The sequence below is a fragment of the Streptomyces sp. NPDC043870 genome, assembly GCF_056435785.1.
In genome coordinates, this window is sequence record NZ_JBWKDT010000025.1 from 94,976 (window position 1) to 110,190 (window position 15,215).

The window sequence follows — 15,215 nt, forward strand, 5'->3', positions numbered from 1 at the left end:
GCTCCTCATGTTTCAACGCCGTCAAGCTGCGTGGCTCTGGCCGGAGCCAGAGGTCGCGCCGCGATACCAGTACTCGAGGGTCAGCACATGCCACAGATGTTTGGAGAAGTCCCGCTGCCCGGCGGCGTCCTCGGCGACCATGCGCGCCAGGGCGTCGCGGCGCAGGAGCCCTGAACCGACGAGCACGCCGTCGTGCACCACTTCGCGCACCAGCGGTGCCAGATCCCGGCTCATCCAGGCGCGCAGCGGGGCGCTGAACAGGCCCTTGGGCCGGTACACGATCTCCTGGGGCAGGATCGAGACGGCCGCCTCCTTGAGGATGGCCTTGCCCTGTCGTCCGACGATCTTGCGATCGCCGGGCACGGCGAACGCCGCCTTGACCACCTCGACGTCCACGTACGGCACCCGCACCTCGGTCGAGGCGGCCATGCTCGACCGGTCCGTGTAAGCGAGGTTCAGGCCCGGCAGGAACATCCTGGCGTCGCCCAGGCACATGCGGTTGACGAAGTCGTCGAGGTCGTTGTCCTGGTAGATGTCCGCATGCTCGGTCAGCACGTCCTCGACCGTCCCGGCCAGGTCCGGGTCGACCAGGGCGAGCAGCTCGTTCTGGTCGTACATGGTGTAGCTGCGCCGGAACGCGGTCTCCTCCGGCAGATCGGCGAAGGAGAGGAACCGCTTCGCGAAGCGCACCGACCGGTACCCCCGGCGGGCCGTGGCGACCGGCAGCCGGTTCACGGTCGCGGACAGGCCGCGCCGCAGAGGCCGCGGGATGCGCTGGTAGCGCAGGGCGATCAGGTTGGCCAGGTGCTTGCGGTAACCGGCGAACAGCTCGTCGGCCCCCATCCCCGAGAGCATCACCTTGACCCCGGCCTCCCGGGCGGCCGAGCAGATCAGGAAAGTGTTGATCGCGGCGGGGTCGCCGATCGGCTCGTCCAGGTGGTACGTCATCTGCGGCAGCAGGTCGAGCACGTTCGGAGCGATCTCGATCTCATGCAGGTCGACGCCGAACCGCTCGGCAACCTGCCGGGCATAGCGCAGGTCGTCCGGCATTGCCTCGAACCTGGCGTCCTCGGCGCGGAACCCGATCGTGTACGCGGAGATCCCGGGTCGGTCGCGGGCCGCCAGCGCGGTCAGGTAGCTGGAGTCCAGCCCGCCGGAGAGGAAGGTCGCCACGGGTACGTCGGAGAGCAGGTGGCGCCGGGTCGACTCCTCGACGATGGCAGCGACATCCGGCCGCTCGCCGTCCCGGGCCCGCTCCCGGCCCTCGGCGGCGACGTCCCGGAGGTGCCAGAACCGGCCGCGCTCCACCCGGCCGTCGGGCCGGCACCTCAGCCAGCTCCCCGGCGGCAGCTTCTCCGCTTCGCGGAACGCGCACCGTGAGTCCGGCACCCAGTAGTACAGCAGCGAGGCCACCAGCGCCGCATGGTCCACCTGCAGCGCCCCACCGGTCACGGCGGCGAGCGCCTTGAGCTCGGAGGCGAACACCAGACCCTCGCCGCGCCGGAGCAGGAACAGCGGCTTGATGCCGAGCTGGTCGCGGGCGAGGACCAGTTCACCGGTTCGCTCGTCGAAGATCCCGAACGCGAACATGCCACGCAGCCGGGGCAGGCAGTCCGTGCCCCAGCGCCGCCAGGCCTCCAGCAGCACCTCGGTGTCGGAGGTACCGCGGAAGCGCACTCCAGCGGCTGCCAGCTCGGCACGCAGCTCGGGCGCGTTGTACAGCTCGCCGTTGTACGTCAGGACGAGGCCGCCCGAGACCATCGGCTGGGCGCCGGTCTCGGACAGGTCGATGATGGCCAGCCGGCGGTGCCCGAGGTGCACTTCGCCGTCACCTGCGGGGTGGCTGTACCGGCCCGCCCCGTCCGGACCGCGGTGGGCGAGGGTATCGGTGAGCCGGTCGGCCACGATCTTCCCGTCCGGCCATCGGTAAGTGCCTGCGATGCCACACATGTTCTACCGCGCCTCCTGGTCGCTGTCCGGGACCCGTGCCGACCATGTCGGCAGCCGCTCAGCCCGCCGCCGGCCCGTCCCGTTCTGTCGGGCCGGCCGCTCGTTCTGGCCGCGCAACGCGGTGTGCAGCCCGTCCCACAGCGTGCCGTCGGTACGGTCACGCGGATCGGGGTCGATCAGCACCACGCCGATCACCGGAATGCTCTGGTCCGCGAGCTGCCGCGCCACGGTGTGCAGCCATGCGGCGCTGCCGTGCCCGGCACGCACGACGAGCACGGTCCGGGTGCCGAGGTACTGGAGCTCGGTCCACGCCGCGCCGGGCGCCACCGAGCCGACGCCGAGCCGGCGCTCCTGATGCGACACGCCCGCGGCACGCTCGCCGCTGACCACGGTCGGGTCTCCTGGCTTCGGGCGGCGGCCCGCGAGCTGCGGGCCGGGCAGACCATCGATGATGACCACGGGCCCCTCCGGCGCCAGCGCCCTGGCAAGGTCCAGGGCGATCACGCTCGTGCTGCGCGCACAGCCCAGTTCCAGCAGCGACACCGGTTCCGCGGAGCCGCGCACGGTGCGGGCCAGGGACGCGGTGAGCCTTGTCCGTGCCAACCGGGTCCGTCGGCGCTGCCACAGCCTGCCCGACCGGCGGGGCAGCTCCGCGATGACCGAGGCGCCGAGGTTCGCCGCGATCTCCCGGCGCAGTACGGGGCGGTCCGCCACCACCGTGCCGACCGCGGCCACCGCGAGCCCGAGGACGAGCCCGAGGACGAGCCCGATCGCGGCGTTGGTGGCAGCGGTCCTGGGCAGGGAGTGCCGCACCGCGCGCGGGGCGTCCACGATCTGTGTGCCGGCGATGAGCTGGGGTGTGCCGATGCGTGCCTCCGCGGCGCGCTGGCCGAAATCGGTGATCCGCGAGGTGAGTTCGGCCCGGCGGGCGAAGAGCGACTCCAGGTTCGCCGACGCCTTCGGCCCGCTCTCCGGCGATCCGTTTCCGATCGCCTTGTTGACCTTGGCGAGTTCGTCCCGCATTCGGTCACGCTGGTCGAGCAGGGCCTTGGACTCGGCGTTCGCGGCTTCCTGTATCCGCCTCACATGGTCCGCGACGAACGCATCGGCCAGCGCCTTGGCGCGGGCCACCGCTTCCGCGTCGCTGTCAGCCGACACATTGATCTGCAGCAGGTTGTTGGTCAAGCCGATGGCCCCGTAGTCCCGCATGAAGTCCTCTGGCTTTTCGGGGGAGTCGAGGGACTGCAGGGCCTTGTCGGCGATCCGCGTGGTTTGCAGCAGCGCGACGTCGGTGCGGATCAGCGTTCCGGGGTCGTTCGGCTGGTCCTCCTGATGCGCGACCAGCACCTTGGTCACCGCGGTCGGCGGCGGTGGCAGCAGGACCGCCACCGCCGCGCCGGCGAGCAGCCCCAGCAGCGCCATGGAGTACCAGAGGCGGCGCCGCCTCCGCACCGCCACCACCAGCGCCTGCAGGTCCAGCAGCGGAGCGGCGGCCGACGACTCCGCAGATGTACTCGTCGTCACCTTGAACCTCCCGTTGCGTCGCCGCCAACCGCGAGCGCCGGCGTGGCGGCATCCCGAGGACGGCCGGCGGACCGCGTCGCACGGACCCGGACCGTGCCGGCGAGGACGATGCCGACGATCTCGTGCTTGGCGTCCGCGCACGCCTCGGCGATGCCGGCGAGCTCCCCTGCGGTCCAGTTGCCCGCGCTGAGCACGATCAGGACACCGGACTCGTTGTCGCGGTCCGGCACCATCGGCTGGGACACCGAAACCCCCACCACCCGCAGCATGGGGTATCCCCTGCTCGAAGAGCTTGGGGAAGGGTCGCCCTCGGCCTCGGCGACGAGCTGCCCGGCCGCCCGTTGGGCGATCTCGTCGCCGTCCGGGACGACAACCAGCAGCCGCCGGGGGGCCGGTAGCTGGTCCCGGAGGCGGGCGCACACCCGCCGGTAGCGGATCTGCCTGCCGGCCTCGTCGCCGGACGTCTGCGGGGTCGGTAGGTCCCACCGGATGTCGACGCCCAGCAGCCGGCGGATCCGGGCCCGCGGGCCACGGTCCTCCGGCCGGTGCGCGGGCCGTTCATCAGGTACGTCGACGGTACCCAGCAGCGCCGAGCCCAGCGCCGCGGCGATCTCCGGTTGGGTGCGCAGTCGGCGACTCATCCGTGCGGCGGTGAGATGGCCGATGACCGCGAGCAGGAAGGACAGCAGTGCCCCGGCGACGATGATCTGGATCCTCGTCGGTGGTGCCTCGCCGGCCGGCCGGGCCGCCGGCCCCATGACGACCATGTTGGCCTTGTTGGCAGCCGGGTCGGCCTGGTCCAGCTTGTTCATGGCCTCCTGCAGCGAGGTGCGCAGCTTCTCGAGCTCGGTGCGGGTCTGCACGCTCTCCACGGTCTGCCCCGGATCGGCCGCATCGGCCAGCTCGGTGATGCGTCGGTTGGTCTGCACCACCATCTGCTGCAGTTCCTCGAGCTGCGCCGCCGCTTCGGGGTCGGTGCTGTCGTCCACGATCCGCGCGGCGAATGTGACGAACTGCTGGGCCATCTGGTCGGAGAGTTGCTGTGCGCGCTCGGGGGTGTCGGCCGTGCCCGAGATCTTGATGATGTTCCCGTCGGCGGCCTTGGCGCTCACCCGGTCCCGCAGCTCGCTGCCGCTGACCCCGGTCCAGTCGAGCGTGGCGGCCGCGCGGTCGACCACCACCGAACTGGTCGCGATCTCCGTCTGAGTCAGCAGCTCGCGCTCCTCCCACGCCCCTGGCAACAGCACCGATGCCGACGTCGTGTAGCGCGGCGGAAACAGCAAAGAGGTGCCGTAGCCGACGAGCGCACCCACCACGGCGAGGAGGGTGAGAAGCCGCCAGCGCCGGCCGATGATCCGCCCGATCGTGACCAGCCGTATCGTGTCGTCGCTCAACTGCGCGGCCTCTTCCCGGCCCGGTGCGGTTCGCCCGTCGATGCGGGCGCGTGGTCGAGGCGGGCGGCGCCGTAGGCGGCGAGCAGCGAGCGCTGGGAGTTCCGCCAGGAGAGCGGCCCGTTGATCCGCTCCTGGCCGATCTTGCCCATCCGGGCCCGCTGTTCCGGGTCGTCCAGCAGCTGCGCGATGAGCCCGGCGAACTCGGCCTCGTCGTTGGCGGGCGCGTAGACGGCGGCGTCACCGGCGGAGACCCGCGCCTCCCGGAGGTCGAACGAGACGATCGGCCGGCCCATCACCATGTACTCCAGGACCTTGTTCATGGTCGACACGTCGTTGAGCGGGTTGTGCGGGTCGGGGGAGAGGCACACGTCCGCGGTGGACAGATAGCGCACCAGATCGGCGTCCGCGATCCGCCCCGTGAACTCCACCTGATCCGCCAGCCCGAGCCGCCGGGACAGCTCCACCATCGCGTCGAAGGTGTCACCGGCGCCGACGAACACCGCGTGCCAGTCGGTCCGCCCGACCTCGTCGCGCAGCTTCGCCAGGGCCCGCAAGGCGTAGTCGACGCCGTCCTGCGGGCCCATGACGCCCAGGTAGCACAGCAGATGGGGCTTGCCGCGCTTCAGCTCCGGCTCGGGCGGTACGGGCCGGAACCGGTCGGTGTCGGGCGCGCTGCGCACCACGAAGACGTCCGCCGGCCGCCGGCCGCCGCGGCGCACCGCGACGTCCCGGTAGCTCTCGTTCGTGGCGAGCACGACGTCAGCGGCCCGGTAGGTCATCCGTTCCAGCGCGCACACGGCGCGGTAGAGCAGATCCTTGCCGCGGCCGAACCGGGAGAGGTACAGCTCCGGAACCAGGTCGTGCTGGTCGAAGACGAACCGCGCGCCGCGCCGCTTCAGCCACAGTGCCGGCAGGAACAGCAGGTCGGGTGGGTTGCAGGCGTGGACCACGTCGACCGGGCCGACCTTGCGGGCCAGCCGGACCGTGTGCCACAACGCCGATCCGTACTCCCGCAGATAGCCGGCCGGCCCTCCGGTGGCCGCGCGCAACGGGTAGCGGTGGATCCGCACCCCGTCGATCTCCGCCTCGGCCTCCGTGTCCCGCTTGCTTCCCCGGGGACAGATGACGTGCACCGTCCATCCCGCGTCGCGCAGCGTCGTGCACTCCTGCCACACCCGCCGGTCGAACGGCACCGACAGGTTCTCCACCAGGATCAGCGCGCGCCGGCCAGTGCCGCCGCCGCTGGTCATGTCACCAAGCAAGGCCCATGTATCCCGGTTCGGCCCGGCGCGCCTCGGCGTCGGGAAGGCGGATGAGGTCGACGATCACCGGGCCGTCGCCATGGGGCAGCGCCGACAGCACGGCCGGATCCCTGGTCCCGACCAGGCACACCTCGGCGTGCTCGAGCACCTCGTCGACGGAATCCGCGAGCAGCTGCGCGAGGTGCGGCAGCCGGGTCTCGATGTACTCGCGGTTCGCGCCGAGCAGCCGGGAGAGACTCACGTTGGCGTCGTGGATCCGCAGGTCGTAACCCTTGCCGAAGAGCCTCTCCGCCAGCTCGACGAGCGGGCTCTCGCGGAGGTCGTCGGTGCCGGGTTTGAAGGACAACCCGAACAGGCCCACCCGGCGCTTGCCGGTGCGCTCGACCAGCTCCACCGCGCGCTGCAGATGGTCGGAGTTGGAGGGCAGCACGTGGGAGAGGATGGGCACCGAGACGTCGGCCCGCTGCGCCGCGTGGACCAGGCTGCGCAGGTCCTTGGGCAGGCAGGAGCCACCGAAGGCGAACCCGGGCCGCAGGTAGGCGGGGCTGATGTTCAGCTTGCGGTCGGCCAGGAACACGTCGATGACCTGATGCGAGTCCACCCCGAGCGCCTGGCACACCGCGCCCAGCTCGTTCGCGAAGCCGATCTTGAGGCCGTGGAACGCGTTGTCCGCGTATTTGATCGCCTCGGCCGTCGGTATCGGCACCCGGAACACCTCGCCCGGCAACCCGTCGTACAGCGCCGCCACCACGTCGCCGCTCGCCGGGTCGAGCTCGCCGATGACGGTCTTGGGCGGGTCGAAGAAGTCCCGCACGCTCGTGCCCTCGCGCAGGAACTCCGGGTTGACCGCGACCCCGATGTCCACCCCGGCCGTGCCGCCGACGTACTTCTCCAGGATCGGTACCAGCAGGTTCAGGCAGGTGCCCGGGAGCATGGTGCTGCGGAACACGACGGTGTGCCGGCCCCCCTGCTTGGCCCCCTCGGCCAGTGCGGCGCCGATCTGCTCGGTGACCCGCTCCAAGTACGTGGTGCACAGGCTGCCGTTGGGCTCCGACGGCGTGCCCACGCAGATCAGCGACACCTCGCTGCCCATGATCGCCTCGCGGACGTCGCCGGTGGCGCGTAACGCTCCGGTCCGCACGACCTCGACGATGAGCTCGCCGATCCGCTCCTCGACCACCGGGGCCTTGCCGTCGTTGACCAGGTCGACCTTCACCTGGTTCACGTCCACCCCGATGACCTCGTGCCCCATGCTGGCCAGGCACGCGGCCGACACGCAGCCCACGTAGCCGAGCCCGAAAACGCTGACTCTCATGACCCGTTCCTCCCCCCAGGCAGGCCCTTGTGGCCTGCGGTCCGCGCGCCGGCCGGACGACGACCCCCGCGCATCAGTAGGCCCCCTGCCCATGGAGCACCGCACGCAGCGTCTTCCACAAGATCACTGCGTCCAGGGCGAGCGACCAGTCCTCCACGTACCGCAGGTCGAGGCGGACCGCCTCCTCCCACGGCAGGTCGCTGCGTCCGCTGATCTGCCACAGGCCGGTGAGTCCGGGCTTGACCAGTAGCCGCCGCCGGATGTCCGGGTCGTACGCAGCGGACTCCTCCGGTAACGGAGGCCGCGGACCGACGAGCGACATCGATCCGGCGAGCACGTTGAAGAGCTGCGGGAGCTCGTCGATCGAGTACCGGCGCAGCACTGTTCCCACCCGGGTCACCCGCGGGTCCCGGCGGAGTTTGAACAGCAGCCCTGCACCTTCGTTGCGGTCGGCGAGCTCGGCACGTGCCCGGTGAGCCCCGGCGACCATGGTGCGGAACTTGAGCATGGTGAACTCGCGGCCGTCCTTGCCGACCCTGCGCTGGCGGTAGAACGCCCCGCCCGGACTGTCCACCACCACGAGCAGCCCGACGAGCACCATCAGCGGCGCGAACAGCATCAACAGGATCGCCGCGCCCATCCGGTCGACGACCTCTTTGACCGCCCGTCGACCCCCGGTGAAGGTCGGCATACTGACCCTCAGCAGCGGTATTCCGAGCACCGCGTCGACGTGCAGCCGCGGGCCGGCCACCTCCATCAGCACGGGGGCCACGACCATCTCGGCGTCGCCGCCTTCGAGGTTCCAGGCCAGCCGCTGCAGCCGGTCCGGTGACCAGTGCGGGTCCGGTGTCACCGCGACGACCCGGTAGCCGTCGCGGCGGACGTGGTTGGCTACGTCCGCCAGGCGGCCGACGACCGGCACTCCGTCCAGTTGGTCACCGTCGAGCCCGAGACCGTCCGTCGTGCACACCGCATCCACCCGCCAGCCGAGGTGCGGGAACTTGCGGGTTCGGGTGATCAGGTCGCGGACGGTGGCCGGGCTCCCGGCAGCGAGCACCGGTCTCAGGCACCGTCCTTCGTTCCGCTGTTTGTGCAGCCGGAGGCGCAGCAGATACCGCTCGGTCATGGTGACGAGCGCGATCGCGGGGATCGCGACGAAGATCCAGAGCTTGATGTTGCGCGAGGTGAGGGCGATCCCGCCGAGCGCCAGTACGACGGTCGCCGTGAACAGTGAGCGTCCGAGCCGGCGGAATTCCTCGGCGCCCTGGCCGAGCACGGCCGGAGCCCACGACCGGCTCACCGCGAGCGCCCCCAGCACCAGCAGCTCGGTGCCGAAGGCGAGAATTCCCCACTTCTCGTGCCAGTTGGCCGCGTCCCGGGCCCCGAAGAAGTTGCCGATCGCCGCCACCACGAAGGCGGTGGCCGCCATATCGCTGGTGATCACGGTACGGCGGTACCGCTGCTCCCAGTCGCTCGCGGGCTGGCTGATTGCCCCGTTCGCCAGACGCCCGCGCGCCGACGGAAACGGGCTGACTAATCCCCCTTGCCGCACAGAACCCCCCAGGTCCCCAGTGGCTCGACGTGTTCGCCCAACACTGTTCCTCCGCCCCCCGGGAGGCCCCCGCCCCCCCGCACTGTTCCGCCCTCGGGAGGCCCCCGCCCCCCGCACCGCGCTGTTCCGTCCCCCGGGAGGCCCCCGCCCCCGCGCCGCGCTGTTCCGCCCCCCCCGGGAGGCCCCCGCCCCCCGCGCCGCGCTGTTCCTCCCCGCGGAGGGCCCCCGCCCCCCGCGCATGACATCCCGGCTACTTCAGAGCTACTTGAGCAACTCACCCTGGCGGCAGCAGAGTCGCATGTCCTGCTGGCCTCTCAAGGTGCGCGGGATCCCGTCGAATCCTCGGATGCTCCCCGCACCCAAGGCCCCCTCTCGGGCTCCAAGAATTGATCACCCCCACGTCTGGCGCCGGGGACGTGACTGCTGGCTTTCCGTAGCGCCGGACCTACAGATCATTGTTGGTCGCCTCGTGATCGAACAGCTGAAGCACGGTCAATCTAGACCATCGGGGCCAGTGTGTAGAGGGGATGTGTGTAATTTGTGTTCAAGCTTTGAGACTGGATCCACCGACCGATCACCGCCTACGGGTGCCTTGACGCCACCGCCCGCTCCGCGACCGTGCGGCGTGATTCAGGACGGGCGTCCGATCTCTCCTGGGCACGGCTACTCATGCGTCGCGCAATGCTGACGCCTGCCGTCACATGCATGTTCAAGAGCCGTGTAAGCAGAGCCCGGGCCTCCGGGAGGTCCGTCCTGTACGCCGTCACAGGGCTCGTGATGGTGGCGCTGTCAGCCGCTGCCGTGGTGGCGGGGAACTTCGTGTGGAACGGCGCGCCGTATCCTTCGGCCGACCCCGACGCGGTCGCGCAACGGCTCAAGGCCCGGTCCGACGGGGTCTACGACGGCTTCGTGCTGCCCGAAAAGTACGCCGCGGAGTCGGGCAGGGTCGATACCGGCGCCTGTTACTACCGCGGGCTGAGGAGCATCGCCCACATCGACGAGGCACGAAGCGACGTCCGCAGCTTCGGACTCGACTGGAGCGTGCCCGACATCCCCGAAGCCACCGCCCGAGACGCGCAGCGGCGCGTGCGCCGGCAGCCGGTGCAGAAGGGCTGGAAACTCACCCACGAAGGCGACCGCGCAGGCGCAACCTTCCGCCAACTGGGCTTCCGATTGGAGAACCCGGAAGGCGGCGACCAGATCGACGTGCGGTGGAACGACTCGACCACGACCCTGTCCATCAGCGTCTACGCCCCCTGTGTGCAGGTTTCCGACGAGTCCAGGTGATCGAGAAGGAGGACCTGGCCTGGGCCCAGGAGCAGCTGCGGGCGGTGCTGGGTGTCACCCGGTGACGTGAGGGGCGCGGGGTGCGGCTGTTCCGGAGCTAGACTTCAAAGAGCACGCGGGGGAAGACCGCGACGGGATCATCGCATGTCAGCCAAACGCCGCACCGCCGTCGTCACGGAGTCGATAGCCGCACCGCCGGAGGCGGTGTGGCAGGCCGTCGCCGATGTGACCCGGATCGGCGAGTGGAGCCCGGAGTGCACGGGGTGCCACTGGGTGGGACCGGTCCAGGAGCCCCGTCCCGGGGCGCAGTTCGTGGGAAGCAACCGCAAAGGGGCGGTGCACTGGAACACCCGGTGCACGGTCACCCACTCCGAGCCCGGGAAGGTCTTCGCCTGGCGGGTCCGCTTCGGCATTCCGGTCGCCGAGTGGTCGTACCGGCTTGTCGCCGTCGGCGACGGCACCAGGGTGGAGCAGTCGTGGCGGGACCTGCGGACGGGATTCCCCTGGCGGTACGTCGCCAGGATTGGTGACAGGCTGCTGAGCAACGGTGCCCGCGCAGAGCACAACGAGGCGAACATGCGGGCGACTCTCTCCGCCCTCAAGCGGAGCCTCGAATCCCGCTGAGGGAGATGGGCGGGCCCTCGGCGTCACACGATGACGTGCGGCAGGAAGCGGGCGTGGCGTCGGCGCCACTGCTCGGCGGTCATGACGTGCAGGCCCAGCTGACTCCCGGTGAGGGCGCTGTGGGGCCGCCTGGTGCGGCAGTGTGTCGGTGGCGCTGGCTACCGTGGGGGACATGATCGATGCCGAGGATGTCCGCCGTTTTGCTCTGTCCCTCCCTGAGACGGTGGAGAAGGAAGCATGGAGCATGCCCACGTTCCGCGTCGCCGGGAAGATGTACGTCACGATCCCCGACGACCAGACGTCCTTCGCCGTGCGATGCCCCAAACACGAGCGTACAGAGCTGATCGCTGCCGAGCCGGAGAAGTTCTGGGTGCCACCGCACGAGGCGAGTTCGGCCTGGGTCCGGGTGCGGCTCACCGCGCTGGAGGACCTGGACGAACTGCGTGACATCCTCGTTGACTCCTGGAGACAGGCGGCGCCGGACCGGCTGACCGAGGAACACCCCGACCTGCGGCCCGGCGCTGGCAGCGGCGAGTGAACGCCTCCGGCCACGTGCGCACGCCGGTCCTCGCACGCCGGTCCTCGCACGCCAGGTCGCGGTGAAGGCGCTGATCGCCTCCCGCTCGCTCGCGGCCGAAGGCTGCCGTCTCCCGTGCGGTGCACAGCCGCCACCGCGCGTACACCACTGCCTTGTGGCCGTAGGCGATGGTGATGCCGAGCGCTCCGCAGAGCGGGCCTTTCTTTCTCGGCTCTGAGTGCTCGGATGCGTTGTGCGATGTCTCCGAGGCTCTCCGTGATCCGATGTCGGTGATCAGGTGGATCTTCGATCCAGCCTTGCCCCGGTCCGTGGGACTCGGTCCGGTCAGTGGCCCCTCTCGCCGCCCCACACCGACGGAGTCGAACGCACACCGCGACCGGTCCAGCTCATCACGGGCACCGAACCGTCCTGGACAGTCTGACGTCCGTACGGCCGGCAAGCGTGCGCCTCTTGGCGCCCGTGGACGGTTCGAGGCCCGTCCTGCCCGGCGACCTGGGCACGGTCCCCGGGCCGTTCACGCCGGGCACCGGCCCGCCGCTCGTGCCGGGCATCGGTCCCTTGCCGGGCAGCCCCTGCGAGCAGCCCACGACGGCCGCACCCGCCATCGCAATCCCACGGCGTCAGGGGCGCGTTGAGCTCCCCGTCGAGGCGGGCGTGTGGCCGCTGCCGCACGACGACCGGTGGGAGTCGAACGGAGACGAAGCTCGGACAGCGGCCTTCGGCTCCGGGCCGGCACCGGTCGGCGAGGTTGTTCCGTCGGGTGGCTGTTGACGTGGTACCGACACATGGTTCTCTAGTCTGAGAACGAACTAGTCGGACTCGCGGAGTAGAAAGTAGAGTTGACTATCGATGGTCGCTGTGGAGTCCGGCTGGTTGCGTGGGGTGCTACCAATGGCGCTCGCCGCCGTGCTTGCCGAAGGCGACCGGCACGGGTATGCGCTGGTGCAGGAGTTGACTGCCCGTGGATTCGGCACGGTCCGTGGCGGCGCCCTGTATCCGGTGCTCGGCCGACTCGAGACCGAAGGGGTGGTGGAGGCGCGGTGGGAGCCCGGTGACGGCGGGCCGGGACGCAAGGTCTACCGGCTCACCGACGCGGGGCGGGCCCGGCTGCGTGAAGAGATCACCAGCTGGAAGCAGTTCTCCGACGCGATGGATCAACTCCTCGCCGACAGTATGGAGGAGTTGCCATGACGAATGAGGTCACCCGGTGGAACGCACGGGTTCGACTGGCACTGGCTGCACAATCGGTGGACAGCACCCTCACGGACACGGTGCTGGACGAGGTCGCACAGCACTGCGCGGACAGCGGTGAGAGCCCTGAGGACGCCTTCGGCATGCCGGAGGCGTACGCCGCCACTGTGGTCAGCGAGCGCGTCCCGCCCGAGGAGCGTCTTCGGCACCGGGGCGGCCAGACACTTGCGGGGACATTCCACGCCGCACTCGCCCCGATCGGTACGGCCGCTCTGGTGGCCGGCGCCTGCCTGTGGGTCGCAAACGGATACACGCTGGCTCTGACCCCTGGCGGGCTGGTCGGCTCATCGTCCATCGCCATAGCCCTGACGGGCGGCCACCTCGCGGCCACCGCCTCGCGATCGCGACAGCGTGCCGCGGGGTGGGTGCTCGTGGCCCGCCGCAACGGTGCTGGGCGCGACGGCCTTCACCGTCCTCTCCAGAGAGGCCTTCGGCCACCTACCCGCCCCAGTCCTGTGCCTACTGGGCCTCGCGCTGCTCGGGTGGGCCACACGGGACAAACCAACCGCAGACCCTGAAGGAGTCACCATGCAACCTCGGACGGACGCTCAGAACACGATCGGGAGTGAGCACTGGCTCCGCCGACTGACCCAGCTGCTCGAAGAGCGCCACGCTGTGCCCCGGGCACGCGCCGCAGAGCTCACCGGGGAAGCCGCCGACCACCTCGCCGCCACCGAACGCGCGCCCGAAGAGGAGTTCGGGCCCGTAGAGCTGTACGCGCTGCGACTGTCCGAGGAGGAGTCTCCCCGCGCACGGTGGTGGCTGCGCAGCGACATCCAGAACGCGATACTTGCCGTGATCCTCACCGGATATCTGGTGGGCAATCTCGCCTCCGGCGGCCCGGTCTGGCTGACCGCACTCGCCGCCGGCGCACTCGCCGTGGACCTGGCGCTCCTCGCCGTCTCCCTGGTGCGCAAGCAACGCGACAGCTCACCCCAGCGATAGCCGCACTACCGGCTCCATAGGGTAGGTGTCGACGGCCACCCCTGACGGCCACCCTGACGGCCACCCTGGCGGCCACCCCTGACGGGGAGACCTGTCGACCGGAGCGCACGCAGGGGCCGACACGGCTCCCGACACAGGCCTCAGTCCAGCCAAACCGACCGTTGCCTGCCAGACCCTCGCGGTCCAGGACGCCGACGCCCCGCCAGCCTGAGAACTCGGCGAGCGGATACCGTGCCCTCCTTGCCTCTTCCCTCGAGAGATCTCCTGCCATGCTCAGAGCCGAGTCCGGCATCAGTGTCCTGTCCGACGAGTTCGCCGCATCCCCGTACCGGTACTTCGCCGGGCTGAGGGAACGTGCACCGGTGCACTACGAGCCGGCGATCGACAGCTACTTCCTCTCCCGCTACCAGGACGTGAAGCGGGTGCTGACCGACCATCTGGCGTTCAGTACCGAGACGCTGCAGGTACGTGCCGAGCCGGTGATGCGCGGACCGGTCCTCGCCCAGATGACCGGGGCCGAGCACACGGCCAAACGAAAGATCGTCGTCCGGGGCTTCACCGGGCAGGCCCTGCAAGAGCAGATACGCGCCATCCACACCAACGCCGCCGAGCTCATCGCACCGTTCCTGCCCCGGGGCCGGGTGGACCTCGTCAACGACTTCGGCAAGCCCCTCGCCGTCTACGTGACGCTCGACGTCCTCGGCCTGGACAAGAAGGACTGGCAGCAGGTCGCCGCCTGGCACAGCGGGGTCGCCGAGTTCATCACCAGCATCGTCCTCACCCCTGAACGCCGCCGGCACTGCCTGGACTGCGCCGAGCAGCTGGAGGCCTACCTCGTTCCCCTCATCGAGCAGCGGCGCCGCCACCCCGGCGAAGACCTGATATCGAAGCTGTGCACCGCCGAGTTCGACGGCATAGCCATGAGCAATCGCGAAGTCACCGCGCTGATCATCAATGTCCTGGCCGCCGCCACCGAGCCCGCCGACAAGACCCTCGCCCTGCTCATCAAGCACCTGATCGACCACCCCGAGCAGATGGCCCAGGTCCGCCAGGACCCGACCCTGCTGTCCGCCGCGATCGCCGAGACCCTGCGCTACACCCCGCCGGTCCAGCTCATTCCCCGCCAGTCGGAGAAGGACGCCGTGTTCGCCGGTACCACCGTCCCGGCAGGTGCCACCGTCTTCTGCATGATCGGTGCGGCCAACCGCGACCCCGAGGCCTTCGCCGCCCCGGACACCTTCGACATCCACCGCCCGGACCTGGGCACCGCCCGCTCCTTCACCGCCGCCGCCCAGCACCTGGCCTTCGGCACCGGACTCCACCAGTGCGTCGGCGCGGCGTTCGCCCGCGCCGAGATCGAGACCGTCGCCGCGATGCTCCTCCCCCTGCTCGACCAGGTCCGCTACAGCCCCGACTTCCGCTACCGGGAGACCGGCCTGTACACCCGCGGCCCCGCCTCCCTGTCCCTGGACTTCACCCCCGTCCACGAAGGCGTCCCGGGCCACGAAGGCGTCACGGGCCACGGAGGCGTCCCCGTCCGCGAAGGCGTCCCGAGCCACGACTGACACCGGCC

At 70.4% G+C, this 15,215-nt stretch carries 12 protein-coding genes and 1 pseudogene; 6 read left to right on the forward strand and 7 right to left on the reverse strand.

The genetic code is table 11. The features are described 5' to 3' along the window. Window positions 1–21 precede the first annotated feature (21 nt). From asnB to AC0699_RS26760, 6 genes are all read right to left on the reverse strand, one after another. Complete coding sequence (gene asnB / locus AC0699_RS26735) at window positions 22–1,950, reverse strand: asparagine synthase (glutamine-hydrolyzing) (RefSeq protein ID WP_478664879.1); 1,929 nt, start codon at window positions 1,948–1,950, stop codon at window positions 22–24. Between the two features lie 3 nt (window positions 1,951–1,953). Further along, window positions 1,954–3,474: a Wzz/FepE/Etk N-terminal domain-containing protein gene (locus AC0699_RS26740; RefSeq protein WP_478664881.1), complete on the reverse strand. Its 1,521-nt coding sequence runs from the start codon at window positions 3,472–3,474 to the stop codon at window positions 1,954–1,956. Next, entirely contained in the window at window positions 3,471–4,868 is a 1,398-nt protein-coding gene (locus AC0699_RS26745) for a YveK family protein (RefSeq protein ID WP_478664883.1), read from the reverse strand. The genes AC0699_RS26740 and AC0699_RS26745 overlap by 4 nt, the downstream gene beginning before the upstream one ends. Then, complete coding sequence (locus AC0699_RS26750; protein WP_478664886.1) at window positions 4,865–6,118, reverse strand: glycosyltransferase family 4 protein; 1,254 nt, start codon at window positions 6,116–6,118, stop codon at window positions 4,865–4,867. The genes AC0699_RS26745 and AC0699_RS26750 overlap by 4 nt, the downstream gene beginning before the upstream one ends. 1 nt (window position 6,119) lies before the next feature. Then, window positions 6,120–7,445: a nucleotide sugar dehydrogenase gene (locus AC0699_RS26755; protein ID WP_478664887.1), complete on the reverse strand. Its 1,326-nt coding sequence runs from the start codon at window positions 7,443–7,445 to the stop codon at window positions 6,120–6,122. A gap of 73 nt (window positions 7,446–7,518) precedes the next feature. Then, entirely contained in the window at window positions 7,519–8,997 is a 1,479-nt protein-coding gene (locus tag AC0699_RS26760; protein ID WP_478664890.1) for a sugar transferase, read from the reverse strand. Between the two features lie 774 nt (window positions 8,998–9,771). Between AC0699_RS26760 and AC0699_RS26765 the strand changes: the two genes are divergently transcribed. From AC0699_RS26765 to AC0699_RS26775, 3 genes are all read left to right on the forward strand, one after another. Continuing rightward, entirely contained in the window at window positions 9,772–10,284 is a 513-nt protein-coding gene (locus AC0699_RS26765; RefSeq protein ID WP_478664894.1) for a hypothetical protein, read from the forward strand. Between the two features lie 144 nt (window positions 10,285–10,428). Next, window positions 10,429–10,908 carry an SRPBCC family protein gene (locus AC0699_RS26770; RefSeq protein ID WP_478664896.1) on the forward strand — a complete coding sequence of 160 codons (480 nt, stop codon included), beginning with the start codon at window positions 10,429–10,431 and terminating at the stop codon, window positions 10,906–10,908. Between the two features lie 172 nt (window positions 10,909–11,080). Further along, window positions 11,081–11,446, forward strand: coding sequence for an MmcQ/YjbR family DNA-binding protein (locus tag AC0699_RS26775; RefSeq protein WP_478664899.1), 366 nt, complete (start codon window positions 11,081–11,083; stop codon window positions 11,444–11,446). Window positions 11,447–11,711: 265 nt separating this feature from the next. On the opposite strand, the pseudogene AC0699_RS26780 reads toward AC0699_RS26775, so the two are convergent. Then, window positions 11,712–11,846, reverse strand: a pseudogene (locus AC0699_RS26780) (IS5/IS1182 family transposase); the annotation flags it as partial. Window positions 11,847–12,337: 491 nt separating this feature from the next. Here AC0699_RS26780 and AC0699_RS26785 point away from each other — a divergent pair. From AC0699_RS26785 to AC0699_RS26795, 3 genes are all read left to right on the forward strand, one after another. Next, window positions 12,338–12,637 carry a PadR family transcriptional regulator gene (locus AC0699_RS26785; RefSeq protein WP_478664900.1) on the forward strand — a complete coding sequence of 100 codons (300 nt, stop codon included), beginning with the start codon at window positions 12,338–12,340 and terminating at the stop codon, window positions 12,635–12,637. Between the two features lie 588 nt (window positions 12,638–13,225). Beyond that, a complete protein-coding gene (locus AC0699_RS26790; RefSeq protein WP_478664904.1) occupies window positions 13,226–13,642 on the forward strand; it encodes a hypothetical protein in 417 nt (138 codons plus the stop codon). Window positions 13,643–13,911: 269 nt separating this feature from the next. After that, window positions 13,912–15,207 carry a cytochrome P450, cyclodipeptide synthase-associated gene (locus AC0699_RS26795; protein WP_478664906.1) on the forward strand — a complete coding sequence of 432 codons (1,296 nt, stop codon included), beginning with the start codon at window positions 13,912–13,914 and terminating at the stop codon, window positions 15,205–15,207. The last annotated feature ends 8 nt before the right edge of the window (window positions 15,208–15,215 follow it).

Coding starts and splice junctions, on each gene's coding strand:
- asnB (WP_478664879.1), bottom strand. CDS start 1,950: ATGTGTGGCATCGCAGGCACTTACCGATGGCCGGACGGGAAGATCGTG.
- AC0699_RS26750 (WP_478664886.1), bottom strand. CDS start 6,118: ATGACCAGCGGCGGCGGCACTGGCCGGCGCGCGCTGATCCTGGTGGAG.
- AC0699_RS26755 (WP_478664887.1), bottom strand. CDS start 7,445: ATGAGAGTCAGCGTTTTCGGGCTCGGCTACGTGGGCTGCGTGTCGGCC.
- AC0699_RS26770 (WP_478664896.1), top strand. CDS start 10,429: ATGTCAGCCAAACGCCGCACCGCCGTCGTCACGGAGTCGATAGCCGCA.
- AC0699_RS26775 (WP_478664899.1), top strand. CDS start 11,081: ATGATCGATGCCGAGGATGTCCGCCGTTTTGCTCTGTCCCTCCCTGAG.
- AC0699_RS26785 (WP_478664900.1), top strand. CDS start 12,338: ATGGCGCTCGCCGCCGTGCTTGCCGAAGGCGACCGGCACGGGTATGCG.
- AC0699_RS26790 (WP_478664904.1), top strand. CDS start 13,226: ATGCAACCTCGGACGGACGCTCAGAACACGATCGGGAGTGAGCACTGG.
- AC0699_RS26795 (WP_478664906.1), top strand. CDS start 13,912: ATGCTCAGAGCCGAGTCCGGCATCAGTGTCCTGTCCGACGAGTTCGCC.